Source organism: Nitratireductor sp. J20-h4 (assembly GCF_056780505.1).
Genome location: NZ_CM165557.1, coordinates 3,214,089 through 3,238,240 on the forward strand (window position 1 = coordinate 3,214,089; position 24,152 = coordinate 3,238,240).

General features: G+C 64.9%; 23 protein-coding genes. 11 read left to right on the forward strand and 12 right to left on the reverse strand.

Annotation, left to right across the window (positions count from 1 at the left end; all coding sequences use genetic code 11):
- The first annotated feature begins 407 nt into the window (after positions 1-407).
- Together ACT2B0_RS15520 and ACT2B0_RS15525 are read left to right on the forward strand one after the other, a co-directional pair.
- On the forward strand, positions 408-989 hold the full coding sequence (locus ACT2B0_RS15520; protein ID WP_473458975.1) for a TRAP transporter small permease subunit: 582 nt from the start codon (positions 408-410) through the stop codon (positions 987-989).
- Positions 982-2,790, forward strand: coding sequence for a TRAP transporter large permease subunit (locus ACT2B0_RS15525; protein WP_473458977.1), 1,809 nt, complete (start codon positions 982-984; stop codon positions 2,788-2,790). The genes ACT2B0_RS15520 and ACT2B0_RS15525 overlap by 8 nt, the downstream gene beginning before the upstream one ends.
- A gap of 112 nt (positions 2,791-2,902) precedes the next feature.
- Here the strand turns inward: ACT2B0_RS15525 and ACT2B0_RS15530 are convergent, their stop codons facing one another.
- Entirely contained in the window at positions 2,903-4,009 is a 1,107-nt protein-coding gene (locus ACT2B0_RS15530; protein ID WP_473458979.1) for a TRAP transporter substrate-binding protein, read from the reverse strand.
- On the opposite strand from ACT2B0_RS15530, the gene ACT2B0_RS15535 reads away from it, so the two are divergent.
- From ACT2B0_RS15535 to ACT2B0_RS15545, 3 genes are read left to right on the forward strand one after another with little or no spacing between them, the layout of a single operon-like run.
- Positions 3,994-4,440, forward strand: a complete 447-nt coding sequence (locus ACT2B0_RS15535; protein ID WP_473458981.1) for a hypothetical protein — start codon at positions 3,994-3,996, stop codon at positions 4,438-4,440. The two genes, ACT2B0_RS15530 and ACT2B0_RS15535, sit on opposite strands and share 16 nt — an antisense overlap.
- 50 nt (positions 4,441-4,490) lie before the next feature.
- Entirely contained in the window at positions 4,491-5,063 is a 573-nt protein-coding gene (locus tag ACT2B0_RS15540) for a TRAP transporter small permease subunit (RefSeq protein ID WP_473458983.1), read from the forward strand.
- Positions 5,063-6,454 carry a TRAP transporter large permease gene (locus ACT2B0_RS15545; RefSeq protein ID WP_473466021.1) on the forward strand — a complete coding sequence of 464 codons (1,392 nt, stop codon included), beginning with the start codon at positions 5,063-5,065 and terminating at the stop codon, positions 6,452-6,454. Before ACT2B0_RS15540 ends, ACT2B0_RS15545 begins: the two co-directional genes overlap by 1 nt.
- Positions 6,455-6,542: 88 nt before the next feature.
- Here ACT2B0_RS15545 and ACT2B0_RS15550 read toward each other — a convergent pair whose 3' ends face one another.
- On the reverse strand, positions 6,543-7,628 hold the full coding sequence (locus tag ACT2B0_RS15550) for a TRAP transporter substrate-binding protein (RefSeq protein ID WP_473458984.1): 1,086 nt from the start codon (positions 7,626-7,628) through the stop codon (positions 6,543-6,545).
- Positions 7,629-7,893: 265 nt separating this feature from the next.
- Between ACT2B0_RS15550 and ACT2B0_RS15555 the strand changes: the two genes are divergently transcribed.
- Positions 7,894-8,667, forward strand: a complete 774-nt coding sequence (locus ACT2B0_RS15555) for a gamma-glutamyl-gamma-aminobutyrate hydrolase family protein (RefSeq protein WP_473458986.1) — start codon at positions 7,894-7,896, stop codon at positions 8,665-8,667.
- Between the two features lie 32 nt (positions 8,668-8,699).
- Here ACT2B0_RS15555 and ACT2B0_RS15560 read toward each other — a convergent pair whose 3' ends face one another.
- The 5 genes from ACT2B0_RS15560 to ACT2B0_RS15580 all read right to left on the reverse strand — a co-directional run bounded on the left by ACT2B0_RS15560 (position 8,700) and on the right by ACT2B0_RS15580 (position 12,992).
- Positions 8,700-9,092: a hypothetical protein gene (locus tag ACT2B0_RS15560; protein ID WP_473458988.1), complete on the reverse strand. Its 393-nt coding sequence runs from the start codon at positions 9,090-9,092 to the stop codon at positions 8,700-8,702.
- A gap of 63 nt (positions 9,093-9,155) precedes the next feature.
- Positions 9,156-10,127 (reverse strand): 2-hydroxyacid dehydrogenase, encoded by a 972-nt coding sequence (locus tag ACT2B0_RS15565; RefSeq protein WP_473466023.1) that lies wholly within the window; start codon positions 10,125-10,127, stop codon positions 9,156-9,158.
- Positions 10,128-10,353: 226 nt separating this feature from the next.
- Positions 10,354-11,376: a LacI family DNA-binding transcriptional regulator gene (locus tag ACT2B0_RS15570; protein WP_473466026.1), complete on the reverse strand. Its 1,023-nt coding sequence runs from the start codon at positions 11,374-11,376 to the stop codon at positions 10,354-10,356.
- Positions 11,377-11,450: 74 nt separating this feature from the next.
- Positions 11,451-12,392 carry a DMT family transporter gene (locus tag ACT2B0_RS15575; protein WP_473458990.1) on the reverse strand — a complete coding sequence of 314 codons (942 nt, stop codon included), beginning with the start codon at positions 12,390-12,392 and terminating at the stop codon, positions 11,451-11,453.
- 111 nt (positions 12,393-12,503) lie between these two features.
- Entirely contained in the window at positions 12,504-12,992 is a 489-nt protein-coding gene (locus ACT2B0_RS15580) for a MarR family winged helix-turn-helix transcriptional regulator (protein ID WP_473458992.1), read from the reverse strand.
- 151 nt (positions 12,993-13,143) lie between these two features.
- On the opposite strand from ACT2B0_RS15580, the gene ACT2B0_RS15585 reads away from it, so the two are divergent.
- The 3 genes from ACT2B0_RS15585 (at position 13,144) to ACT2B0_RS15595 (ending at position 16,138) form a co-directional block, all read left to right on the forward strand.
- Positions 13,144-13,923 carry a creatininase family protein gene (locus ACT2B0_RS15585; protein WP_473458994.1) on the forward strand — a complete coding sequence of 260 codons (780 nt, stop codon included), beginning with the start codon at positions 13,144-13,146 and terminating at the stop codon, positions 13,921-13,923.
- A gap of 112 nt (positions 13,924-14,035) precedes the next feature.
- A complete protein-coding gene (locus ACT2B0_RS15590; RefSeq protein ID WP_473458996.1) occupies positions 14,036-15,085 on the forward strand; it encodes a CobW family GTP-binding protein in 1,050 nt (349 codons plus the stop codon).
- 78 nt (positions 15,086-15,163) lie between these two features.
- Positions 15,164-16,138 carry a WD40 repeat domain-containing protein gene (locus ACT2B0_RS15595; protein WP_473458998.1) on the forward strand — a complete coding sequence of 325 codons (975 nt, stop codon included), beginning with the start codon at positions 15,164-15,166 and terminating at the stop codon, positions 16,136-16,138.
- A gap of 27 nt (positions 16,139-16,165) precedes the next feature.
- On the opposite strand, the gene otnI is transcribed toward ACT2B0_RS15595, so the two are convergent.
- The 3 genes from otnI to ACT2B0_RS15610 all read right to left on the reverse strand — a co-directional run bounded on the left by otnI (position 16,166) and on the right by ACT2B0_RS15610 (position 19,595).
- Positions 16,166-16,954, reverse strand: a complete 789-nt coding sequence (gene otnI, locus ACT2B0_RS15600) for a 2-oxo-tetronate isomerase (protein ID WP_473459000.1) — start codon at positions 16,952-16,954, stop codon at positions 16,166-16,168.
- 113 nt (positions 16,955-17,067) lie between these two features.
- Entirely contained in the window at positions 17,068-18,372 is a 1,305-nt protein-coding gene (gene guaD / locus ACT2B0_RS15605; protein WP_473459002.1) for a guanine deaminase, read from the reverse strand.
- Positions 18,369-19,595 (reverse strand): urate hydroxylase PuuD, encoded by a 1,227-nt coding sequence (locus ACT2B0_RS15610; RefSeq protein WP_473459004.1) that lies wholly within the window; start codon positions 19,593-19,595, stop codon positions 18,369-18,371. Before ACT2B0_RS15610 ends, guaD begins: the two co-directional genes overlap by 4 nt.
- 139 nt (positions 19,596-19,734) lie before the next feature.
- Between ACT2B0_RS15610 and ACT2B0_RS15615 the strand changes: the two genes are divergently transcribed.
- Complete coding sequence (locus ACT2B0_RS15615) at positions 19,735-20,649, forward strand: LysR family transcriptional regulator (protein ID WP_473459006.1); 915 nt, start codon at positions 19,735-19,737, stop codon at positions 20,647-20,649.
- A gap of 29 nt (positions 20,650-20,678) precedes the next feature.
- Positions 20,679-20,948, forward strand: a complete 270-nt coding sequence (locus ACT2B0_RS15620) for a hypothetical protein (protein ID WP_473459008.1) — start codon at positions 20,679-20,681, stop codon at positions 20,946-20,948.
- Here ACT2B0_RS15620 and xdhC read toward each other — a convergent pair.
- Both xdhC and xdhB read right to left on the reverse strand, forming a co-directional pair.
- Positions 20,896-21,747 (reverse strand): xanthine dehydrogenase accessory protein XdhC, encoded by an 852-nt coding sequence (gene xdhC, locus ACT2B0_RS15625; RefSeq protein ID WP_473459010.1) that lies wholly within the window; start codon positions 21,745-21,747, stop codon positions 20,896-20,898. The two genes, ACT2B0_RS15620 and xdhC, sit on opposite strands and share 53 nt — an antisense overlap.
- A 43-nt stretch (positions 21,748-21,790) precedes the next feature.
- Complete coding sequence (gene xdhB / locus ACT2B0_RS15630; RefSeq protein WP_473459012.1) at positions 21,791-24,136, reverse strand: xanthine dehydrogenase molybdopterin binding subunit; 2,346 nt, start codon at positions 24,134-24,136, stop codon at positions 21,791-21,793.
- Positions 24,137-24,152: the final 16 nt, after the last annotated feature.

Consider the following 24,152-nt stretch of genomic DNA (forward strand, 5'->3'; position numbering starts at 1 on the left):
GCGCGAACCACCGCTTCCCCGCGGAGTGTTCAATTCCAGAGCCGCCGCGTCAAACAAATTTCGCGAAATCCGGCATCGCGCAACATCGCTACCGCTGCGGACGCGCTGACGGAAGATCGTGACCGTACGCGGGCCGTTGGCGCATTTTTCGCTTTCCGCCGTGCGCCGGCCGGCCGCGAAGCGGCGTCGAGACCGCCACAAGGTAGGAATACCTAATGCGAATTGCGGAGGAGGTTTGAACACCAATCGTCTTTGATTGACCGGTCAAAGCTGATAATCACGGCCATATCCGCCGGCGCGTTTCCGGCGGCAAGCCGGGCGGCCATAGACATAAGAGCCAACAATGGCCACCGCTCGACTCAAGGGGAAACGTCCGCCCGGCGGACGCTTGTAACGGGAGGAAGTGCATGGCGCCTCTGCTCGCGCTCTCACGACTTGTCGACAGGATCAACGAGTTTGTCGGCCGCCAGGTGTCTTGGCTCATCCTCATCGCTGTCTTGATCAGCGCCGGCAATGCCAGCATCCGCAAGGCGTTCGACATTTCGTCCAATGCATGGCTGGAACTGCAGTGGTATCTTTACGGCACGGTGTTCATGCTCGCCGCCGCCTACACGCTGCAGCGCAACGAGCATGTACGCATCGACATCGTGTCCAACCGGCTGTCCAAGCGCACCCGCGACTGGGTCGATCTGATCTGCCACATCACCTTCCTGCTGCCTTTCGTGACGCTGATGGTGTGGTTGTGCTGGCCCTGGTTCTGGCTGTCCTATCGCAGCGGCGAGATCTCGGCCAATGCCGGCGGCCTGGTGATCTGGCCAGCCAAAATGATGGTTCTGGCCGGGTTTATTCTCCTGACAGCGCAGGCGCTGTCGGAGATCGTCAAGCGCATCGCCGTCATTCGCGGCGACATCGACGATCCCACCCCCTCGCACGATCTGCCGCCGGCGGCAGAAGCTGCGATCGAAATGGAGACGAAGGCCCGTGATTGACTTCGTCGCCCACAATCTCGCGCCCATCATGTTCGTGTGCGTGATGGCCATGCTGCTGATCGGCTATCCGGTCGCCTTCACGCTCGCCGCCGGCGGGCTGTTCTTTTTTGCCATCGGCGTGGAGATGTCGGCGGTCTCGGGCGAAATCCGATTGTTCTGGCCCCTGCTGCAGTCCCATCCCGAACGGGTCTACGGCATCATGTACAACGATACGCTCTTGGCGGTGCCGTTCTTCACCTTCATGGGACTGATCCTCGAACGCTCGCGCATGGCCGAGGACCTGTTGGAGACGATCGGTCAACTGTTCGGTCCGGTGCGCGGCGGCCTCGCCTTCGCCGCGGTGCTCGTCGGCGCGCTTCTGGCCGCCACAACCGGCGTTGTCGCAGCCTCGGTGATCGCGATGGGGCTGATCTCGCTGCCGATCATGATGCGCTACGGCTACAACAAAAGCGTGGCGACCGGAACGATCGCCGCCTCCGGCACGCTGGCGCAGATCGTGCCGCCCTCTCTGGTGCTGATCGTCATGGCAGACCAGCTCGGCCGCTCGGTCGGCGACATGTATGTCGGCGCCTTGTTGCCGGCATTGATCATCGTCGCCTTCTATTGTCTCTACGTGCTGATCCTCAGCCTGTTCCGGCCGGAATGGGTGCCGGCTCTGCCCCCGGAGGCACGCACGCTGGGTGGCGGCGTGACCTCGCTGGTCGCCATACTCGTTGCAGCGGTGGCAATCTACATGATCACCTACAACACGATTTTCGCCGACATGCGCTACGAGGTGCGCCTGGTCTGGGCGGCGACCGTGGCCACGCTTGCCGCCTATCTGTTCAGCCTGATCAACCGTCAGTTCAAGCTCGGCATCTTGTCGCGCCTGGCCGAACAGGTGGTGATCGTGCTGATCCCGCCGCTGGCGCTGATCTTCCTCGTTCTGGGTACGATCTTCCTCGGCATCGCCACACCCACCGAGGGCGGCGCGATGGGCGCGACCGGGGCGCTGGTCCTGGCGCTGGCGAAAGGGCGGCTCAGCCTCACCGTCCTCAAGCAGGCACTCGATTCGACCACCAAGCTCGCCGCCTTCGTCATGTTCATCCTAATCGGCGCGCGCGTGTTCGGCCTGACCTTCTACGGCATCAACGGCAATATCTGGATCGAGGAACTGCTGTTGTCCCTGCCCGGCGGCGAATACGGCTTTCTCATCTTCGTCACCATCATCATTTTCATCCTGGGCTGCTTTCTCGATTTCTTCGAGATCGCCTTTATCGCCGTGCCGCTGCTCGCGCCGGCGGCCGAAGCCCTCGGGATCGACCTGATCTGGTTCGGCGTCATCCTGGGCATCAACCTGCAGACCTCGTTCCTGACGCCGCCCTTCGGTTTCTCGCTGTTCTACCTGCGCTCGATCGCGCCGATGCGCGACTGGACCGACACCGTATCGGGCCGGGTCCTGCCTGGAATCAAGACCTTCGAGATCTACAAGGGCGCCCTGCCCTATATCGTGATCCAGTTCATCATGATCCTGATCGTGATCTCGTTCCCGCAACTCGTCACGCACTATAAGTCGGCGCCGGGGGTCGGCGGCGGCGATGTCGAGATCAAGCTGCCTCCGCTCGGCCCACCGCCGGCGAATGGCGGCGACGGCGACCAGCCCGCCCCGTTCGGCCTGCCGCCGCTTGGCATGCCCGACAACGGCGGCGGCGGCGAACAACCCGCGCCGTTTGGCCTGCCGCCGCTCAACCTGCAGCCCGAGGGCACGCCGCCGAAGCCGGACCCGGCAACGGATCTCAGCCAGCCACCGAAGATCGAATAGGCGGAAAGTCCGTTCTTTTCGCGCGGCCGCAGCTTTCGTGCGGATCGCCATAAGAAAACCCCGGGGCCATTGCCCCGGGGTCTCGTGTTCTGGACCGGGAACGGTCCGTGCGTCAGAGCTTACCGGCGCGCTGCTGGATCATCATGAAGGTGTCGAAATTGTATTCTGTGAGCTGAGCCCACAGATACGCATCCTTCTTGAACGCCAGCTGGTTGTCGTAGACCTTCTTGAAGGTGGCGTTCTGGGCGTTGATCTCTTCATAGGTCTCCAGAGCCGCGTTGTAGCAGGCCTCGAGAATCTCCTGGCTGAAGGGACGCAACTGCGCGCCGCCCTGGACGAGCCGCTTGAGCGCGGCCGGGTTCTTGTAGTCGTAATTGGCCATCATGTCGGCATTGGCCGCGCGGCACGCTGTTTCCAGGATGGCCTTGTACGCTTTCGGCAGCTCGTTCCACTTTTCCAGATTGGCGAGCGTGTGCAGAACCGGCCCACCTTCCCACCAGCCCGGATAGTAATAATACTGGGCCACCTTGTTGAAGCCGAGCTTCTCGTCGTCATAGGGTCCGACCCACTCGGTAGCGTCGATCGTGCCCTTTTCCAGCGCCGGATAGATGTCGCCGCCGGCGATCTGCTGCGGCACCACACCGACCTTCTCGATGATCTTGCCGCCCATGCCGCCGATGCGCATCTTCAGACCCTGCATATCGGCCACGGTGTTGATTTCCTTGCGGAACCAGCCACCCATCTGCGCACCGGTATTGCCGCACGGCATGCCGTAGAGGCCTTGCGTGGCATAGAACTCGTTCATCAACGTGTTGCCATCGCCATAGTAGAACCAGGCGTTCTGCTGGCGATAGTTGAGGCCGAACGGAATCGCGGTGCCGAGCGCGTAGGTCGGATCCTTGCCCCAGTAATAATAGGACGCGGTATGCGCCAGCTCGACCGTTCCGGCCGAGGCCGCGTCGGCCGCCTGAAGGCCGGGCACGATTTCGCCGCCCGCGAAGACCTGAACCTGGAAATTGCCGTCCGTGGCCTCATTGACGAATTTCGCCATCGTCTCGGCCGCGCCGTAGATCGTGTCGAGCGCCTTGGGGAACGAAGAGGTGCAGCGCCAGGTGACTTTCGGCATTGACTGCGCGATCGCGGGTGCGGCCAGCGTGGTTGCCGCCGCGGCGCCCGCGCCGGCAACGCCTGCCTTCTTGATAAATGAACGACGATCCATTCTATGTCCTCCCATTCGTGGATCTATCGAAATCCGCCTCGGGCCAAGAGGGCCACTCAACGGTTTCAGCCATCGACAATACACGCTCGAAGAAGTGTGTCCAGCGTTCGGATATCCACCTTTCTGCCAAGGCAACGCAGATAATCCGCTATGTTTTCGACGCTTTCGGCACGGACTTTGCCACGCTCGCGAAGTGGCGAGCACGATGCGGCCGGGCTGCAAATCCCGCAGGGCGACTGACCCGTTTGTCCGGCAACCAAAACGCCGGCCCGCCACCAGGCGTTGTGGAGGCGTATTTTTCGCTTGCTGTTACTTTTGCCACCCGGACAAAGCTGCTAAGCAAAAACCGCCGGCTGGACAAAATCCTCGGCCAACGAAAAGCCGCCTGGCACGTGCCGGACGGTTCGAGGGGGAAACGGGAGATCACATGACAGCGTCGGCCGCAGCGCCAACTCCTCATGGTGCATCGGAGACATAGCCGGTGCAGGCCATCGCTCTCGTCGTACGCGCCATCAGCGCCTTCAACCGCTTCATCGGCAACGTCTTTTCCTGGCTTTCCCTGGCCATCGTCCTGGTCTGCTTCACCGTGGTGGTGCAGCGCTACGTCTTCGCGGTCAGCTATGTGTGGATGCAGGATCTCTATATCTGGCTGAACGGCGCCATGTTCACCGCCGTGGCCGGCTTCGCGCTGCTGCGCAACGACCATGTGCGCGTCGACATCTTCTACCGGCCGGCGGGACGGCGGGCCAAGGCGACCGTCGACCTGATCGGGGTCGTGCTTTTCCTGTTGCCCTTCGCCTATGTCGTCTTCGCCTATGGCTGGACCTTCGTGGCGCGTGCGTGGCGGCTGGGTGAGGCCTCGGCCAATGTCGGTGGCATGCCGGGATTGTTCGTGCTGAAAACGTTCATCCTCGGCTTCGCCGTCCTCATCGCCCTGCAGGGCATCGCCATGGGGCTGCGCTCCGTCCTGGTCCTGACCGGCAACGAGCATCTGCTGCCCGCGTATCTGCGATACGAAAACGCCGGCGCGTCCGTGCCGGAGGTCAGCGGATGATGGACCCCGTTTTTCTCGGCGAGCTCCTTTCGGGGCTGATGTTCGTCGGCATTATCGGCTTTCTGCTGCTCGGCTTCCCGGTCGCTTTTACCCTGGCCGGGGTGTCGCTTCTTTTCGGCCTGACGGGAATGTGGTTCGGCGTCTTCGACCCGTCCAATCTCGGCAGCCTGACCAACCGCTATATCGGCTACATGACCAACGAGGTCCTCGTGGCGGTACCGCTGTTCATCTTCATGGGCGTGATGCTGGAACGCTCCAAGATCGCCGAGCAACTGCTTTTGACCATGGGCAAGCTGTTCGGCAATCTGCGCGGCGGGCTTGCCATGTCAGTGGTACTGGTGGGCGCCATGCTGGCGGCCTCAACCGGAGTGGTCGGCGCGACGGTGGTCACGATGGGCCTGATCTCGCTGCCCGCCATGCTGCGCGCCGGCTACGACCCCAAGCTGGCAAGCGGGGTGATCTGCGCCTCCGGCACACTGGGCCAGATCATCCCACCGTCCACGGTGCTGATCTTCATGGGCGACATGCTGTCGGGCATCAACGCCCAGGTGCAGATGGCCAAGGGCAATTTCGCCCCGGTTCCCGTTTCCGTCGGCGACCTGTTCGCGGGCGCGCTGCTGCCCGGCCTGCTGCTGGTCAGCCTGTATATGGGTTGGGTCGCCATCAAGGCTGTCATAGAGCCCGCCTCCTGCCCGGCGATGCCCGTGGCCGAGGAAGACCGCGGCGCGCTCGGCCGCGAAGTGCTGGTGGCACTGCTGCCGCCGCTACTGCTCGTGCTGGCCGTCCTCGGCTCGATCCTCGGCGGCATCGCAACGCCCACCGAGGCGGCCTCGGTCGGCGCCGTCGGCGCGATGCTGCTAGCCGCGCTGCGCCTGCGGCTGTCCTTCACCGTGCTGCGCGAAACGGTCGTGGCGACGGCGACCATCACCTGCATGGTGTTCATCATCCTGTTCGGCGCATCGGTGTTTTCGATTGTCTTTCGCCTGATGGGTGGCGACAACCTGGTGCACGAATTTCTGACCGGCCTGCCCGGTGGCACGCTCACCGCCGTGGCGATGGTGATGGCGATCATGTTCCTGCTTGGCTTCATCCTCGACACGTTCGAGATCATCTTCATCGTCATCCCGATCACCGCGCCGATTCTGCTGGCCCTGGACGTCGATCCGGTCTGGCTGGGGGTGCTGGTCGGCGTGAACCTGCAGACCAGCTTCCTGACGCCGCCTTTCGGCTTCGCCCTGTTTTACCTGCGCGGCGTCGCCCCGGGCGAGGTTGCGACCTCGATGATCTACCGCGGCGTCTTCCCCTATGTAATCCTGCAGATCCTGGCGATCGCGATCATGTTCGCCTTCCCCGGCATCGCCACCTGGCTGCCACGGCTTCTGTACAACTGATCCGCACCAGCCGCTCCGCCCCGGAACGCAAGAGCCCCGGACGGTGACTGTCCGGGGCTCTTTTGGATCCACGCCGGAGGCGCGATCGTCAGATGGCGAAGAATTTCTCGCGGGCTGCGATGAAGGCACCGTCGGTGCCCTCGGTCCGGGTCCGCAGGATATTGAGTGCCTCAATAAAGCTTTCCGTGGTCTTCTTCGTCAGTGCGTCACCGGAATCGCGCAATTCACCCATGATCTCGGCCGCAGCCTTGGCACCGGCCTCCAGAATGTCATCGGGGAACGCGCGCACATTGACGCCGTGGTCGTTGACCAGAGTCTGCAGGGCGCGCGGGTCGTTTGCGTAGAAATCCGACGCGACCTGGTCGTATTCGGCCTGGCACACATCCTTGACGATGGCCTGCAGGTCCGACGGCAGTTCCTGGTACTTGGCCTTCGACACGACAAGCTCGGTCGCCAGCCCCGGCTCGACGAAGCTGGGGAAGTAATAGTTCTTGCAGACCTGGTAGAAGCCCAGCGCCAAATCGTTGTAGGGACCGACGAATTCGGCCGCGTCGAGCGTGCCCGACTGTAGGGCCTGGAAGATTTCCCCGGCCGCCATATTGGTCACCGTCGCGCCGATCTTTTCCCAGACCCGGCCGCCGAGCCCCGGCGTACGGAAGCGCAGCCCCTCGACGCTATCGAGTCCGCTCAGCTCGTCGCGGAACCAGCCGCCGGCCTGCGTGCCGGTGTCGCCGGACAGGAAACCCTGGACGCCGAACTGGTCGTAGATCTCGTCCCACACTTCCTGCCCGCCCATATAGCGCACCCAGGCGGCGAGCTCGCGCGAGGTCATGCCATAGGGAACGCCGGTGAAGAAGGCGAGACCCTGGCTCTTGTTCTGCCAGTAATAGGCCGCGCCGTGGCTCATTTCGGCGGACCCGTCGATGACGGCGTCGAGCGACTGCAGCGGCGGCACCAGTTCACCGGCCGAATAGACCTGCACGGTCAACCTGCCGTTCGAGGCGGCGGTGATGCGGTCGGCCAGGCGCTGGGCGCCGACGCCGAGCCCCGGGAAATTTTTCGGCCACGTCGTGACCATGCGCCACGTCATGTTTCCCTGCGCGATGGCCGGCGTGGCGAGCGCGGCCGTGCCGCCAGCCAGCCCCGCGGCCTTGATAAACGAACGACGATCCATAAAAAACCTCCCAATATGCCGGTCGTGTTGCAAAAAACGGCTGCCGGACGGTGCCGACAAGGCCCGGTTCCATCCGACTCCGACCCGCATCAATACACGCAGCGCATTCGCCGCAATTGCGCCACAGAGCGGTTGGAAGTGATGGCAAAGACGGTTAGATTCCGGCTCTATTCGCGGGGCTGGACCGGATCTGCGGGCCATACGGGAACCTGCTGCGGACCGCGTCTGGCAACCGCCTCCGGGCGACCGGCATAGGATGGATGAAATGCAACCGGCTCTTGTCGCCGTGTCAACCGATGTGCGCGTCTTCGACCGCTACACCTGGCACGCCACGCCCCACCAATATGTCGAGGCCGCCCTGTCGGGCGCGAACGTCTTGCCGATGCTGTTGCCCTGTTTCGGGGCGCGCATCGATTTCGACGCCCTGCTCGATCAGGTCGGCGGCGTATTGATCACCGGGTCCAAGACCAACGTGCATCCCGCGCTCTATGGCGGCGACGCCACCGAGCGCAACGGCCCCTATGACGAGGCCCGCGACGCCACCACACTGCCTCTGATCCGCAAGGCGATCGAACGCGGCGTGCCACTGCTCGCCATCTGCCGCGGCATTCAGGAACTGAACGTCGCGCTTGGCGGAACGCTGGCGACCGAAATTCAGGAACGCCCCGGCATCATGGACCACCGCGCCCCGCCGAGCGAGTTCCACGACGAGCGTTTCGCCATCCGTCACCGCGTCAGCTTTGCCGAGGGATCGTGTCTGGCCGATCTGTTCGAGACCGGCGCGATCGAAGTCAATTCCGTTCACCGGCAGGCCGTCGGACGTCTCTCGCCACGACTCGACATCGAGGCGGTGGCCGAGGACGGCACGGTCGAGGCCGTATCGGTCCCGGGCGCCAAGGGCTTCGCGATCGGCGTACAATGGCATCCCGAATACTGGGTCGAGACCGACAGCGCCTCGCGCCGCATTTTTCAGGCGTTCGGTTCGGCCGTGCGCGCTTATGTGGCCGAGCGCGGCCACGCGGGGGCAGCGGCCGAATAGGGCTCTGTCGGCTCCATGTCGCTGGCCAAGGGTCAGAATTCGGAAAGAAGCTGGAAGATCGGCGCTTCCGGGCGAACGGATTCGTAAGCGATGCCGTCGGCGACCGCGAATTCGACCACCGAAGAACCATCCTCCGACAAGAAGCTCAAGAGCCCGTCGCCCTCGTCGCGGCCGAAACGAACAAGCGCGAGCCGTTCGTCGACGTCGCCGCAACCGGGTTCGAGGACAAGGCGGAACCGGCCTTGTGCCGCATCGCCCGCGCGCTCGACCAGGCAGCGCTCGGCGCCGCCGACCCGATAGAGCGAATACTGGCCGTCGGACGCGGTCGCGATCTCGCGCGACGCGCCGTCAGACGCCCCGTCCGACGTGACATAGAGGCCGGCCGTGGCGGCAAGCGCCAAGACGAGCACGGAAAGCAGCTTCACCGCGAATCATCCTTGCTTGTACCCCCACGCCTGGGAAGGTGGTGCGAACTGGTTAACGAACGGTTAACCGGGTCGAGCCGCGGTCAATCCGGCGGTTTCGGGAACCGGGGTCAGAACGCGCCCCTCGTCGAACCAGGCAAGCAGATTGTCGACCACCAGATCGGCCATCGCCTCCCGCGTCGCCTGCGAGGCCGAGCCGACATGCGGCAGCAGCGTGGCGTTGTCGAGGTCGAGCAGGGCCTGCGGCACATGCGGTTCGTCGGCAAAGACGTCGAGGCCGGCGGCGCGAATGGTGCCGGTCGCGAGCGCCGCGATCAGCGCCTGCTCGTCAACCGTGCTGCCACGCCCGATATTGATGAAGACACCATCCGGGCCGAGCGCTTCCAGGATCCCGGCATCAACGATCTTGTGGGTCTGTGCCCCGCCCGGAGCCACCGAGACAAGCACGTCGACCGCCTCGGCAAGTCCGCGCAGACTGTCGTGATAGGCGTAGGAGACACCGGCGACCGGTCGGCGGTTGTGATAGGCGATCGGCAGGCCGAAGGCCTCCAGACGATGCGCGATCGCCTGACCGATGCGCCCCAGTCCGAATATGCCGACACGGCGACCGCGCAGGGTGGCCGGCGTCAGCGGATAGCCGCCTTCCCGCGCCCACCGGCCGGCGCGCAGATAGGCCTCGGCCTTTGGAAACTCGCGCACCGTGTTGAGCAGCAATGCGACCGCGGTGTCTGCCACCTCCTCGTTGAGAACGTCGGGCGTGTTGGTCACCATAATCTTCTTCGACGCGGCGTGGTTTGCGTCCACGGCATCGTAGCCGACGCCGAAATTGGCGATGATTTCCAGTTTCGGCAGCGCGTCGATGAACGCCGCGTCGATCGTGGTCATCGCCGCGATGCCGCGAACAGCCTCGGAGGATCGTCCGCTCAACAGACCCGGATCGGCGGCCTCCAGGGGCACCAGTCGGAACGCGTCCGAAATCCGCTTTACCGCGTGGTCATGCAGCCGGCCGGGCACCAGAATGGAAATATCGCGCATGGAAATGATGAACCAGTTTCTCGTTGATGTCGCGCCGACACCGTAAGCATGGCTCGCCCCGCCGGCAAGCATCGCCGGCCCGCTCCGTTCGCCAAGCCGTGATCGGAAAAATCGGGAACCACTTGGCGTGCGAGCGCGCGATGGAAAGCCGCGTCTCCTACGGCACGGCGCCCCCGCCCCTGGGCGCATGTCAACACTATGTGGCGCAGCTTCGCGCGACGCGGTTTCAGTCGCGCTCGACGGGTTTGCCGGTCGATTGCCGCACATGCAACTCCGGCTTGATCAGTTCCTGCGCGGCGGTCACGGGCACCCCGTTCAGCCGGTCGAGCAGGGCGCGCGCCGCGCGGCGGCCAACATCGCGCTGGCCGTTCCACACCGTGGTCAGGGCCGGCGTCGCGATCGCCGCCTCTTCGAGGTCGTCATAGCCGGTCACCGAGATGTCGACGCCCGGCACCAGCCCGGCACGGGCGATGCCGTTCATCAGCCCGATCGCCACCAGATCGTTCCAGCAGACCGCCGCGGTCGGCTTGTCCGGCAGGGCCAGAAACTGCCCGGCCACCTCGAAGCCGCTTTGCTTGGTGCGCGGCCCCGGAATGCGCCAGTGCGGCGCGACGACGAGACCGGCCTTTTCCATCGCCGCGACGTAACCCTGGTAACGATCGCGGCCGGTGGAGGTCTGGTCCGTGCCGCCGATCATGGCGATGCGACGGTGGCCGAGCGAGATCAGATGATTGGTGGCAAGCCCGATCCCGTAGGCGTCGTCGCCGCGAAACACCGGCACTTCCGCGCCCTCGACCGAGCGCGCGATCAGCACGGCGGGAAGGCCGTTTTCCTCGATCAGCCGGATATCCTCGCGCGGCGTGCCGATCGCCGGCGACATGATGACGCCGTCGGCGCCGAGCTGCAGCAGGGTGTCCACGAAAGTCCGCTGCTTTTCGAGCTGGTCGTAATGGTTGGACAACAAGAACGTCTGCCGGCTGCGGTCGAGTTCGCTCTCGATCGAACGCAGGATTTCGGCGAAAAACGGGTTCATGATGTCGTGCACGACCACGCCGACAATGCCGGAGCGGGAGGTGCGCAGGCTGGCCGCGCGGCGATTATAGATGTACCCGATCGCGCGCGCGTGGTCCTTGATGCGTTCGCGTGTGGCGTCGGCGACCAGCGGACTGTCCCGCAGCGCCAGCGACACCGTCGCCGTGGACACGCCGAGTGCCTCGGCGATGGTCGAAAGCTTGATTTTCTGCGCCAGAACGCCCCTCCCGACGATCCGCCCGGGTCGTTTTAAACCGTTTAACCGCGCTTATGCCATTGCCCTACACCATTTCAAAGCCTTTTCGACAGGCTGCCGGTTTCCGCATTCGGCGCCGAAGCCGAGCGCATACGCAACCGGCGTTCGCGATGCACGATGTAAAGCCCGCTCGCCACGATGATCGCCGCGCCGCTGAGCGTGAAGCCGTCCGGCACGTCGCCGAAGACCAGATAGCCGAGCACGATCATCCACACCATTTGCAGATAGGGATAGGGGGCGAGCGCCCCGGTTGTTGCCTGCCTGTAGGCCTTGATCAGCAACCAGTGCCCGAGGCCGCCATAGATGCCGAGCGACAGGAGCACGACCCACTCGACCATCGATGCCGGCACCGAGCCGTAGAACGGGACCGCCGGCGCCATCAGGATCACCGGCGCCAGCGCCGAGTAGAAGATCAGGCTTTCGGCGGTTTCGGTCGCGCTCATCTTGCGGGTCATGATCACGTAGGACGAATAGCTCAGCATCGCGCAGATCAGGTAGAGATGGCCGATTTCGAACACGCCGACCCCCGGGCGCGTGATCACCAGCACACCGGCGAACCCGACAATGATCGCCGCCCAGCGCCGCCAGCCGGCCCATTCGCCCAGAAACGGGCCGGCGAGCGCGGTGATGACCATCGGCGCGAAGAAGAAGATCGACACGGCCTCGGCGAGCTGCAGGGTCTTCAGCCCCTGGAAATTGAAGAAGGTCGCGCCGAACAAAAACATGCCGCGCAGGACCTGAAGCGGCGCGCTGGCGACCCGGAACGCGGCGCGATGGCGCCAGGGGCGCAGGATGAGGACGGCAAGAACCAGGTGAACGGCAAACCGGACCCAGGCGATGAAAGGTGGCGCAAGCCCGGCCGCGCCCAGAAACTTCGCGCTGGTATCGAGGAAGGAAAACAGCACCCCGGCCGCGAACACCAGCAGGATCGCTGCCAGCGGCGTGGCGGTGTCGGTGACGGAATTGTCCTTGCTCAAGGCCTGCAGCCGATCTCGTGGGAAAGCACCCTGCCGTGTCGGCCATACCGTCTCCAAGGGCAAGGCCTATTTGCGAGCGCTCCCCGTTGTGCCGGGCACTCTCGCGCGGCCCTACAACGCCTCGCCCGCTTCTTCGGCGAGTTCGGTCCGCTCCGGGTCCGGAAGCCGCTCCGTGCCCGACAGATTGTCCTCGATGCGCGCCAGCATTTTCAAGAAGGCCTTCTGTTCCTTCTTGTCGAGCCCCTTGAGCGCCATCTTTTGCGTCTTGCGCACCGCTTTTTCGATCGCCTTGATCGCGTCGCGGCCGGCCTCGGTCAGGAAGACGTTCGCCTGTCTGGCGTCACTGTCGGACGGACGTTTGGACAGGAAGTCCTGCGCCTGCAGCCGGTTGATGGTTTTGGTGATCGTCGGCGGACGCACGCCGAGCCGGCTGGCGAGTTGGCCCGGCGTCTGGCCGTCCTCGCGCGCGAGCGCGAGCATGATCTGGTCCTGGCCGGCGTAAAAGCCGTGATCGAGCAGGCGTGCGGCGAGCGCGGTGCGAACCAGCCGCGCCGCCGATTGCAGGCGGTTGATCGCCGCCCCTTTTTCCGTTTTGGCCATTTGCCCCTCCCATGTTCGCCGCAATCGATCTAGATTCGGACGGCCGTCGCTTTCGGGCTTTGACGTCTGGTGTCCGACAAGCGGGACAACGGCATGAAGACCGGGCGACCCATTCGCCGACGAACTTATGGCAAAGGTTGATTTCAGTTCCATGACAAAAAGCGAAGCCGGCAAAGTCGAGCGTGCACGCGCCCGCGCCGGCAAAACCATCGCGGTCCTGCCGCTCGGCGCGCGCGAGCAGCACGGCCCCCATCTGCCCGCCGAAACCGACACCATCATCGCCGAGGCGGTCGCCGCCCGCGCCGGCCGGATGCTGCCGGAAAGCATCGACGTGACCTGGCTGCCGGCCGAGCCGGTCGGCTATTCGATCGAACATCTCGACCTCGGCCGCACCGAAAGCCTGTCCTATGGCGAGGCCGTGGAACGCTGGATCGCGATCGGCGCCGAACAGGCCGCGCGCGGCTGCCGGAAATTCGTCATGCTCAACGCGCATGGCGGCAACGCGCCGCTGATGACGATCGTCGCCACCGAACTGCGCGTGCGCGAAACCATGCTGGCGGTCGCCACGAGCTGGCCGCGCTTCGGGTATCCCGAGGGCCTCGTCGGCGAGACCGAACGGGCCTTCGGCATTCACGGCGGCTTTGTCGAGACGTCGGTGATGCTGGCGCTGCGTCCCGACCTGGTCGACATGGACAAGGCCGCGGCATTCGCTTCCGCGCAGGAGGGGTTTGCCGCCCGCTTCACCCATCTGCGCGCCTACGGCCCGCATGCGTTCGGCTGGACGATGCGTGATCTGTCGCCGCACGGCGTGGTCGGCGACGCGAGCGCAGCCAGCGCGGCGGCCGGCGAGCGTCTGCTCGATCACGCCGCGCGCGGACTTGTCGACCTGCTTGCGGATGTCGACCGCTTCGACCTGGCCTATTTTGCCTGACGGCGGAAAGGGCTGGCGAGATTCGGGCCTTGTTTCGCCGCTGCCAGCGTGCATTGGATCAGCCGCCATCCTATATGGAAATCGATCCGCAATTCGCGCCCCGGGGGACTTGATGTCCGATACGCAAACCCAACTTCCAGTCACCGTGCTGACCGGCTATCTCGGTTCCGGCAAGACCACGCTGCTCAACCGCATCCTCACCGAAAACCACGGCAAGCGTTACGCCGTCATCGTCAACGAGTTCGGCGAGATCGGGATCGATAACGAACTGATCGTGGAATCCGACGAGGAAATCTACGAGATGAACAATGGCTGCGTGTGCTGCACGGTGCGCGGCGATCTGATCCGCGTCGTCGAAGGGCTGATGCGCCGGCCCGGGCGGTTCGATGCCATCGTGGTCGAAACCACCGGGTTGGCCGATCCCGTGCCGGTGGCGCAGACTTTTTTCATGGACGACGACGTGCGCGCCAAGACTCGGCTCGATGCCGTTGTGGCGCTGGTCGACGCCAAGCACCTGCCGCTCAGGCTGAAGGACAGCCGCGAGGCCGAGGACCAGATCGCCTTCGCCGACGTGGTCGTCGTCAACAAGACCGACTTGGTCGACGAGGACGAGCTCGCGGCGCTCGAGGCGACCATCCGCGCGATCAACCCGTCAGCGCGCATTCACCGCGCGACCCGCGCCGGACTGCCGCTTGCGGAGGTGCTCGACCGCGGCGCCTTCGACCTGACGCGCGCGCTCGACAACGACCCGCATTTTCTCGATCACGGCCACCCCGACCACGCCTGCGGACCCGATTGCGATCACGATCATGGCGACCATGCCGGCCACGATCATCACCACCATCACGACGCCTCGCCGATCCACGACGTCTCGGTGCGGTCGATCTCCCTGCGCGGCGGCGCGCTCGATCCGAAGAAATTCTTCCCGTGGATCGAGAAGACGACCCAGATCGACGGCCCGAACATCTTGCGGCTGAAGGGCATTATCGCGCTTGCCGGCGACGACGAGCGCTACATGGTGCAGGGCGTGCACATGATCGTGGAGGGCGACCACCAGCGCGCCTGGCGCGACGACGAAAAGCGCGAAAGCCGGCTCGTCTTCATCGGCCGCGACCTCGACGCCGAACGGCTGAAACGCACCTTCGAGGCGTGCCAGGCCTGACGCCCGACCTCGCTTTGGCGCCGTCGCCTCCGGGACCGGGGCGCCGCAGACCGCACTGACCCAGGAACGCCGACGCTCATGCCCACTGTCGCCCCTCTCGATCTCAACGCCCATTGCCTGAGTGCGCGCTGGATCGCCGGCATACCCCATTTCGCGCTCGCCGACGGCGCCGTCCACCGGCTCGACAACGGACACAAGACGGTCGAGGCGCATGACGGGCTGTTGGCGGCGACACCGGCCGGCGACGGCAAGGCGCTTCTGACCGCCGGTGAGGACGGACGCGTCTGCGCCGTGACGCCTGAGGGCGATCTACGCGAACTTGCCTCGATCGGACGCAAATGGGTTACCGCGCTGGCCGGCGGTCCCCAGGGCGCGGTGGCGTTTGCCTCCGGCCGCACCGCCTATGTGCGTTTCGCCGACGGACGCCTGCGCGACTTCGCCCATCCGCGCTCGGTGGAAGGCGTCGCCTTTGCGCCGAAAGGCATGCGCATCGGCGTCGCCCGCTACAATGGCGCGACGCTGCATTTCCCCGCCGCCGACGGCACGCCGGTGGACCTGACCTGGGACGGCGCCCATACCGGCATCACCTTTTCGCCCGACGGCAATTTTCTCGTCACCACCATGCAGGAAAACGCGCTGCATGGCTGGAAGCTCGCCGACGGCAAGCACATGCGCATGAGCGGCTATCCCGCCAAGGTGAAATCCTGGTCCTGGGCGGCGAAGGGACGCTGGCTGGCCACCTCCGGCGCGCCGGCCGCGATCGTGTGGCCGTTTTCCGGCAAGGACGGGCCGATGGGCAAGGCGCCGGTCGAACTCGGCACGCGCGCCGACACCATGGTTACGGCGGTCGCCTGCCATCCGACCGACGAATTCGTCGCCATCGGCTTCGGCGACGGCATGGTGCTGGCAGCCCGCATCGCCGACCAGAAAGAAGTGCTGCTGCGGCGGCCGGGCAAGGGCGCGATCACCGCGCTGGACTGGGATGGCGAAGGCCGCCGCGTCGCCTTCGGTTCCGAGGCCGGCGATTGCGGCGTCGTCGACATCGCCGGTTAGGCAGGGCCGAAACCGGCGCCTACCAGTTCAGCCCTGCTTTTCGAGATAGTCCCGCGCCCAGCCGAGCCCGTCCTCGGTCCGTCCCGCCGGCAGGTATTCGCAGCCGACGAAACCCGAATAACCGCGCGCGTCGAGCGCCGCCAGGACGGCGCGATAGTCGATCTCGCCACAGTCGGGCTCGTGCCGGCCCGGATTGCCGGCGATCTGGATATGGGCGATCCGCGCACGGTGGCGCTCGAACGTCGCCACGATTTCGCCCCCGGTCCGGCTTTGATGGTAGATGTCGTATTGCAGGGAAAGATTGTCCGAACCGACCCGGTCGAGGATCGCGGCCGCCTCGGCCATGGTCTCCAGAAAATAGCCCGGCATGTCGAACCGGTTGAGCGGTTCGATCACGATCCGCACACCGCACCGGGCCGCCTCGGCGGCGGCATGGGCGAGATTGTCGGTGAAATTCTCCTCCAGTTCGCGGCGGTCGATTTCCTTAGGCGCCACGCCGGCCATGCAGTGGATCAGCGGCGCGCCGAGCACCGCGGCATAGTCGAGCGCCAGGGCGAGAGCCTCGCGAAACCGCGCGCGCTGGCGCGGATCGACTGCGAGCCCGCGCTCGCCCGCCGCCCAGTCGCCCGGCGGCATGTTGAACAGCGCCGGGTCGAGCCGGTTTTCTTCGAGCGCGGCGGCGATCTCACGAGCGTCGTGGTCGTAGGGAAACAGGAACTCGACCGCGCCGAACCCGGCACGCGCGGCGCGCTCGAACCGGTCCATGAACGGGACCTCGGTGAACAGCATCGTCAAATTCGCGGCAAGTCTGGGCATTTTCCCTCCAACGCGCGTATGAAGGGTTCACCCGCACGCGGCAAGATGCCTGTCCGGATAAAGCCACCGGCCGCGGCCGCGATCCACGCCCCCGGCCTGACTGCGGGTCGGCCTCAGCCGCCGAGCTTGGCGGCCCGGCCGGCGATATAGACCTCGCGTACGGCGCGGTCGTCGCCGAGCGTCTGCAGGAGAAACAGTTCCTCAGACAGCGTTTCGACGGTTTCCATCCGGGTGCGCATCGTCGGCGTCGCCCAGGCGTCGAGCACGACGATGTCGGCGTCGGTGCCCGCGTCCAGCGTGCCGGCCCGCTCGGCGATCGACAACGCCTCGGCATTGCCGCGCGTCATCTGCCAGAACGAGGCCAGCGGATTGAGTTTCTCGCCCTGGAGCGCGATCACCTTGTAGCCCTCGTCCAGCGTCCTGAGCATGGAATAGTTGGTGCCGCCTCCGACATCGGTCGCCACCGCCACATGCAGCGGCCGTTCGCGCTTGCGGTAACGCTGATAGTCGAACAGGCCCGAGCCGAGAAAGAGATTGGAGGTCGGGCAGAAAACCGCCACCGAGCCGGTTTCCGACATCGCGTCGGCCTCGCGATCGGTCAGATGGATGCAATGGCCGAAAAGGCTCTTGCGTCCCAGCAACCCGTAACGGGCATAGACGTCGGTATAGTCCTTCGCCTGCGGGTAGAGCTGTTCGGTCCAGCGGATCTCGGCCTGGTTTTCCGAAAGATGCGTCTGGACGTGACAGCCGGGATGTTCTTCCGCCAGCGCCTGGGCCATCTCCATCTGCTCAGGCGACGAGGTGATGGCAAAGCGCGGCGTGATCGCGTAAAGCTGCCGGCCCTTGCCGTGCCACTGCGCAATCAACGCCTTGGTATCGTCATAGCTCGATTGCGGCGTGTCTGTCAGGGCTTCGGGCGCGTTACGATCCATCATCACCTTGCCGGCAATGTTGAGCATGTCGCGGGAATGGCTTTCCTCGAAAAACGCCTCCGCGGAGGCTGCATGCACCGAACAATAGGCGGCCACCGTCGTCGTGCCGTGGCGGATCATGTCGTCGAGGAACAACCGCGCGATCCGGCGCCCGTGCTGGGCGTCGGAAAATTTCGTTTCCTCGGGGAAGGTATAGTCGTTCAGCCAGTCGAGCAGTTCCGCCCCGTAGGAGGCAATGATCTGCATCTGCGGATAATGCGCATGCGCGTCGATGAAACCCGGCAGAACCAGATGCGGCCGGTGATCGGCGACCGGCGCATCGCCGGCCACGGCCGAAACGGTGGCGAAATCGCCGGCGGCGACGATCGCGCCGCGTTTGACGAACACCGCGCCGTCCTCCTCGTACCGGCAAGCGGCAAGGTCGTCGGCCGCCACCGGCTCGCGCAGGAAAGAGAGCACCCGCCCCCTGATCAGGATCTCGCTCATTGCTTCGATCCGCGCGCCTCTTCGAACCACGAAACGATCAGCGCCCGCTCCTCGTCGGTCATGTAGGTGACGTTTCCCGGCGGCATGGCGTGGCTGCGCCCGGCCTGAAGGTAGATTTCGCGCGCCCGGTCCGCGATCGTTTCATCCGTGTCGAGACGGACATTCTTCGGCGTTATGTAGACCCCCTCATAGGCGGGCTCGGCCGTGTGACACATCGAGCAGCGGCCAAGAACCGTGTCGCGCACGGCAGGAAAATGCGCCGAGGCGATGAAAGGTTCCGAAGCGGCGGCCGCCTTGTCCTCGCCCGTCAGCACTTTCGGTACGGTCGACAACCACATGATGATGATGAACAGGATCGTCGCCAGCGCCCAGGTCCAGGTCGGATTGCCTTTTTTGGCATGCACGGTGTTGAAATAATGTCGGATCAGGACGCCGATTAGGAAAATCAGCGATGCGATGACCCAGTTGAACTCGGTTGCGAACGCCAGCGGATAGTGGTTCGACAGCATCAGAAACAGGACCGGCAGAGTCAGGTAGTTGTTGTGCAACGAACGTGTCTTGGCGATCCTGCCGTATTTGGGATCCGGCTTGCGCCCGGCGATCAGGTCGGCGACCACGATCTTCTGGTTGGGAATGATGATCATGAAGACATTGGCCGACATGATCGTAGCGGTGAACGCACCCAGGTGCAGAAAGGCCGCACGCCCGGTGAAAAGCTGCGTATAGCCCCAGCTCATCGCCACCAGAATAACGAACAGAACCAGCATCAAGGTGGTGTCGTTGTTGGCCAGCGGCGACTTGCAGAGCTGGTCGTAGAGGATCCAGCCCACCGTCAACGAGGCGAGCGAGATCAGGATCGCGGTTCCCGCCGACACGTCGAGCACGCTACGATCGACAAGATAGAGGTCGGCGCCTGCGTAATAGACGATGGCGAGCATGGCAAAGCCGGTGAGCCAGGTGGCGTAGGCTTCCCACTTGAACCAGGTCAGGTGCTCGGGCATCTCCGCCGGCGCGACCAGATATTTCTGGATGTGGTAGAAGCCGCCGCCGTGAACCTGCCATTCCTCGCCGAACGCGCCTTCGGGAAGGTTCGGGCCCTTCCGCAGGCCAAGATCGAGGGCGACGAAATAGAAGGATGAGCCGATCCAGGCGATGCCCGTGACAACATGCAGCCAGCGCATTCCAAAGCTCAGCCAGTCCCAGAATATCGCAAGATCGTACATCGGCGCATGCCCTCCTCGTCCAGGCGACTTTACGGCCTCGGCCGCAAACGAAAAGAGGCGCAGTCACCGAGCACTTTCAAAAAAATCTGGAAAATAATAGTCTCCGTCCCCTGTCATCCAGATCGCACCGGGATACTTCATGGCCTATCTCGACAATGTCGCCGTTTTCGTTCGCGTGGTGGAGCTCGGCAATCTCTCCGCGGCGGGACGCGACATGCGCATTTCGCCAGCCGTCGCCTCCAACCGCATCAAGGAACTGGAAAAACATCTGGGCGTGCGCCTGTTCAACCGAACGACGCGCCAGCTCACCCCGACAGAGCAGGGACGCGTCTTTTACGACGGCGCCAAGAAAGTGCTCGACGCCGTCGCCGACGCTGAAGCCGCCGTGAGCGCCCTTTCGGGCCAGCCGCGCGGCACGATCCGCGTCACCGCGCCGCTCGGCCTCGGCCGCCGGCTGCTTGCCTCCGGCATCCCGGAATTCCGCGAGCGCTACCCCGACATCGAGGTGCGGCTCAGGCTGTCCGACCACGACGTCGACATGATGCGCGAGGGGATCGACGTCGCCTTCCGTCTCGGCGTGCTGGAGGATTCCAGCCTGCGTATGCGTGGCGTTCTGGAATGCGAACGGGTGCTGGTCGCCGCCCCGTCCTATCTGGACAAGCGCGGCGAGCCGCAAAGCCCGGACGACCTTCTGGCGCATGACTGCCTGATGTTGCGCTATCCCGGCGCACGCGAGCACTTCTGGACCGTGCGCACGCCCGACGGCCCGCGCAAGCTGGACGTGCGCGGACCCTACGATTCCGACGACGGCGACGTGCTGACCGGCTGGGCGCTCGCCGGGCATGGCATCGTCATGAAGCCGCGCTTCGAGGTCGAGCCGTTCCTGCGTGAAGGACGGCTGAAAACCATTATGACAGCCACACCGCCGATCCCGGTCCAACTCGCCGCCGTCTATCCGCACAAGAAATATCAGGACCCCAAGGTCCGGCTGCTGCTCGACTTCATGGTCGAACGTTGCCAGCGCATGATCCGCGACATTCTCGACGGCCGTTGAACGCCCGCCGGCCGCAAGGGAGACAACCCATGGCCCGCATCATCGCCAAAGCCGCCCTCTTCGGCCTGCTCGGGCTCGTCGTCCTGCCGGTGGTGGTTTTCGTCGGCGTGCTCGCGCTTGGCTATGCCCTCGATCCTTCCTGCGGCACTCCGGGCGCATCCGGGGGCTGTGAAATGGGCGCCGCCGCTTCGGCCATCGCCTCGGCGATCCCCGGCTTCATGCTGTTTTTCCTGGTGTCGCTGCTGCTCAGCGTGAGGCGGAGGAAGAAGGCTGAAACGCCGCCGCAAGAGCCGTCATGATCTCCGCAGCGGCCAGCGCGGCGATGACGGCGGGACGCTTGTCGCGCATGCCGTCGCCGCCGATCGGGGTCACCAGCCGCGAAAACGCGGCCGCGCTGCCGCCGGCGGTTTTCAGGAACCAGCTCCTGAAGGTCGCCTTCTTGGTCGCCGAGCCGATCATGCCGACATAGGCCGCGTCGCCGCGCTTCAGCGCCTCGGACACGATCAGGAAGTCGAGCGCATGGTCATGCGTCAGCACGACGAAGGCGGTGCCGGGCGGTGCTGAACGCACGAGTTCCTCCGGCACGGCGGTCAGGCGGGTTTCGACATCCTGGGGAAATCCGGCGATCGCCTCAGCCCGGGTTTCCACCACCGTCGCAAGAACCGGCAAAAGCACGAGCGCTTCGGCCAACGCCCGGCCGACATGGCCGCCGCCGAAGACCAGCACGCGCGGCAGCGCGTCGTCCTCGGACCGGACGCGGGCGAGAAGCGTGTCGCGCAAGGCTTGATCGACCCGCTCGATCGACAGCCCGACCCGTCCGCCGCAGCACTGCCCGATCTCGGGACCGAGCGGGATGTCGAGCGCCTTCGCCGGTTCCGCCTTGGAGGTTGACGCGCCGCGCAACAAGGACCGAGCCTCGTCGATCGCCATGAATTCGAGCTGTCCGCCGCCGATCGTGCCAAAAATCCTTTCCGGCGCAACCAGCATCCATGCGCCCTTCTCGCGCGGCGTCGACCCTTTCGCGGCAGTCACCTCGACCTTCGCCGCCGCCGGATGGGCGTCGAGAAAGGCTTTCAGGCTTGTGGCCGTCTTCGTCATGGTCGCAACTCTAGCCCGAGATGCCCGTGCCGGCGATCCCCGGTTAGCTTTTGGTCTGGGCGCGGACGCGCTCGACCGCCATCAGCACCCTTTCGGGTGTCGCCGGCGCGTCAAGACGCGGACACACCTTGTGCTCACCGACAGCAGCCACCGCATCCGACAAGGCGTGGAGAACGCACATCCCCAGCATGAAGGGCGGTTCGCCGACCGCCTTGGAGCGGTGCACGGTCGGCTCATGCGCCTCCGGCCAGTCTGCAAGCGTGACGTTGAAGACCTTGGGGCGGTCGGAGGCAAGCGGGATCTTGTAGGTCGAGGGCGCATGCGTGCGCAGCCGGCCCTTGTCGTCCCAGACGAGTTCCTCCGTCGTCAGCCAGCCCATGCCCTGAATGAAGCCGCCCTCGATCTGGCCGATGTCGATCGCGCGGTTCAGCGACCGTCCGGTCTCGTGCAGGATATCGGCACGCTCGACCATATATTCGCCGGTCAGCGTGTCGATCGAAACTTCCGCGCAGGCCGCGCCATAGGCGAAATAATAGAACGGATGGCCTTCACCCTTGTCGCGGTCCCAGCGCACCTTCGGCGTCTTGTAGAAGCCGGTCGCCGAAAGCTGGACACGGGCCATATAGGCCTGCTGGGTCAACTCGCCGAAGGCGATCTCCTGGTTGCCGACCCTGACCCGGTTGGGCAGGAACTCGATCTGCTCGCGCGGCACGCCGTATTTCTCGGCGGCGAAATCGCACAGCCGGTCGCGAATCGTGCGAGCGGCGGCCTGGGCGGCCATGCCGTTGAGATCCGAACCCGCCGAGGCCGCCGTCGCCGAGGTGTTGGGCACCTTGCCGGTGGTGGTCGCGGTGATCTTGACGTGGTCGATGTCGATCTGGAACTCCTCGGCCACGATCTGCGCAACCTTGACATAGAGCCCCTGCCCCATCTCGGTGCCGCCATGGTTGAGATGCACCGACCCGTCGGCATAGACATGCACCAGCGCGCCCGCCTGGTTGAAATGGGTCGCAGTGAAGGAAATGCCGAACTTCAGCGGCGTCAGCGCCAGTCCACGCTTGACCACCGGCGAGCCGGCGTTGAAGTCGGCGATCGCACGCCGCCGTGCCTGATAGTCGGCGCTCTCTTCGAGCTCGTCGACGATCCGGTGGATGATGTTGTCCTCCACCGTCTGGTGGTAGGGCGTGACGTTGCGATCGCTGGTGCCGTAAAAATTCTTCCTGCGGATCTCCAGCGGGTCCTTGCCGAGCGCGAAGGCGACCTCGTCGACCACGCGCTCGCAGCCGATCATGCCCTGCGGGCCGCCGAAACCCCGAAACGCGGTGTTGGAGACGGTGTTGGTGTAGAGCGGCGCCGATTGGGCGCGCACGGCCGGATAATAATAGGTGTTGTCGCAGTGAAACAGCGCCCGGTCCGTCACCGGACCGGACAGGTCGGAAGAATACCCGCAGCGCGCCGCGTAGAGATAATCGACGCCCAGAATGTTGCCTTCGTCGTCGAAGCCGACCTCGTAATCGATGACGAAATCGTGCCGTTTGCCGGTTGCGGTCATGTCGTCGTCGCGGTCGGGCCTGATCTTGACCGCCCGGCCCAGTTTCTTGGCCGCGACCGCGGCGATCGCGGCGAACTGGTTGCCTTGCGTCTCCTTGCCGCCGAACCCGCCGCCCATGCGCCGGATTTCGACGGTGACGGCATGCGAGGGCACGCCCAGCACATGCGCCACCATGTGCTGCACTTCGCTCGGATGCTGGGTCGAGGAATAGACGGTCACGTCCATGTCCTCGCCCGGCAGGGCCATCGCGATCTGTCCCTCGAGATAAAAATGGTCCTGGCCGCCGAGCCGCATTGTGCCCTTGATGCGCCGCGGTGCGGACTCGATCGCGGCCGCTGCGTCGCCGCGCTTGAGCGTCAGCGGATCGGTGACCAGCTTGCCCGTCCGGCGGTCCATATCCCAGATATCTGTGGCGAAGGGTTTTTCGTCGTATTCGATCTTGGCCAGCCGACAGGCGCGGCGGGCCTGTTCGCGCGTCTCGGCGATCACGACAAAAATGGGCTGGCCGAAAAACTGCACCGTGTCGGCGGCAAGCACCGGCTCGTCGGCGCGTCCGGTCGGGCTGATATCGTTGGAGCCGGGCATGTCGGCGCCGGTCAGGACATCGACCACGCCGGGCGCGGCGCGCACGGCCGACAGGTCCATCGCGCGGATCGCGCCATGCGCCACCGTCGACAGGCCGAGGCAGGCGTGCAACAGCCCCGCCGGCTCGGGCATGTCGTCGATATAGACAGCCGCACCGGTGACATGTTTGTGCGCGGAATCGTGGCGCTGATCGGTGGCGACCCCACCCAGAATGCGGGTCGCCTTGAGGTCGGCCGTGGCGTGTTTGTTCATCGGTCTCTCCCTTGGC

Bases quoted from the DNA above. Each gene is read 5' to 3' on its own strand.
- ACT2B0_RS15520 (WP_473458975.1), top strand. From the start codon at position 408: ATGGCGCCTCTGCTCGCGCTCTCACGACTTGTCGACAGGATCAACGAG.
- ACT2B0_RS15535 (WP_473458981.1), top strand. From the start codon at position 3,994: ATGAACGACGATCCATTCTATGTCCTCCCATTCGTGGATCTATCGAAA.
- ACT2B0_RS15530 (WP_473458979.1), bottom strand. From the start codon at position 4,009: ATGGATCGTCGTTCATTTATCAAGAAGGCAGGCGTTGCCGGCGCGGGC.
- ACT2B0_RS15545 (WP_473466021.1), top strand. From the start codon at position 5,063: ATGGACCCCGTTTTTCTCGGCGAGCTCCTTTCGGGGCTGATGTTCGTC.
- ACT2B0_RS15550 (WP_473458984.1), bottom strand. From the start codon at position 7,628: ATGGATCGTCGTTCGTTTATCAAGGCCGCGGGGCTGGCTGGCGGCACG.
- ACT2B0_RS15555 (WP_473458986.1), top strand. From the start codon at position 7,894: ATGCAACCGGCTCTTGTCGCCGTGTCAACCGATGTGCGCGTCTTCGAC.
- ACT2B0_RS15565 (WP_473466023.1), bottom strand. From the start codon at position 10,127: ATGCGCGATATTTCCATTCTGGTGCCCGGCCGGCTGCATGACCACGCG.
- ACT2B0_RS15580 (WP_473458992.1), bottom strand. From the start codon at position 12,992: ATGGCCAAAACGGAAAAAGGGGCGGCGATCAACCGCCTGCAATCGGCG.
- ACT2B0_RS15585 (WP_473458994.1), top strand. From the start codon at position 13,144: ATGACAAAAAGCGAAGCCGGCAAAGTCGAGCGTGCACGCGCCCGCGCC.
- ACT2B0_RS15590 (WP_473458996.1), top strand. From the start codon at position 14,036: ATGTCCGATACGCAAACCCAACTTCCAGTCACCGTGCTGACCGGCTAT.
- ACT2B0_RS15595 (WP_473458998.1), top strand. From the start codon at position 15,164: ATGCCCACTGTCGCCCCTCTCGATCTCAACGCCCATTGCCTGAGTGCG.
- otnI (WP_473459000.1), bottom strand. From the start codon at position 16,954: ATGCCCAGACTTGCCGCGAATTTGACGATGCTGTTCACCGAGGTCCCG.
- guaD (WP_473459002.1), bottom strand. From the start codon at position 18,372: ATGAGCGAGATCCTGATCAGGGGGCGGGTGCTCTCTTTCCTGCGCGAG.
- ACT2B0_RS15610 (WP_473459004.1), bottom strand. From the start codon at position 19,595: ATGTACGATCTTGCGATATTCTGGGACTGGCTGAGCTTTGGAATGCGC.
- ACT2B0_RS15615 (WP_473459006.1), top strand. From the start codon at position 19,735: ATGGCCTATCTCGACAATGTCGCCGTTTTCGTTCGCGTGGTGGAGCTC.
- ACT2B0_RS15620 (WP_473459008.1), top strand. From the start codon at position 20,679: ATGGCCCGCATCATCGCCAAAGCCGCCCTCTTCGGCCTGCTCGGGCTC.
- xdhC (WP_473459010.1), bottom strand. From the start codon at position 21,747: ATGACGAAGACGGCCACAAGCCTGAAAGCCTTTCTCGACGCCCATCCG.
- xdhB (WP_473459012.1), bottom strand. From the start codon at position 24,136: ATGAACAAACACGCCACGGCCGACCTCAAGGCGACCCGCATTCTGGGT.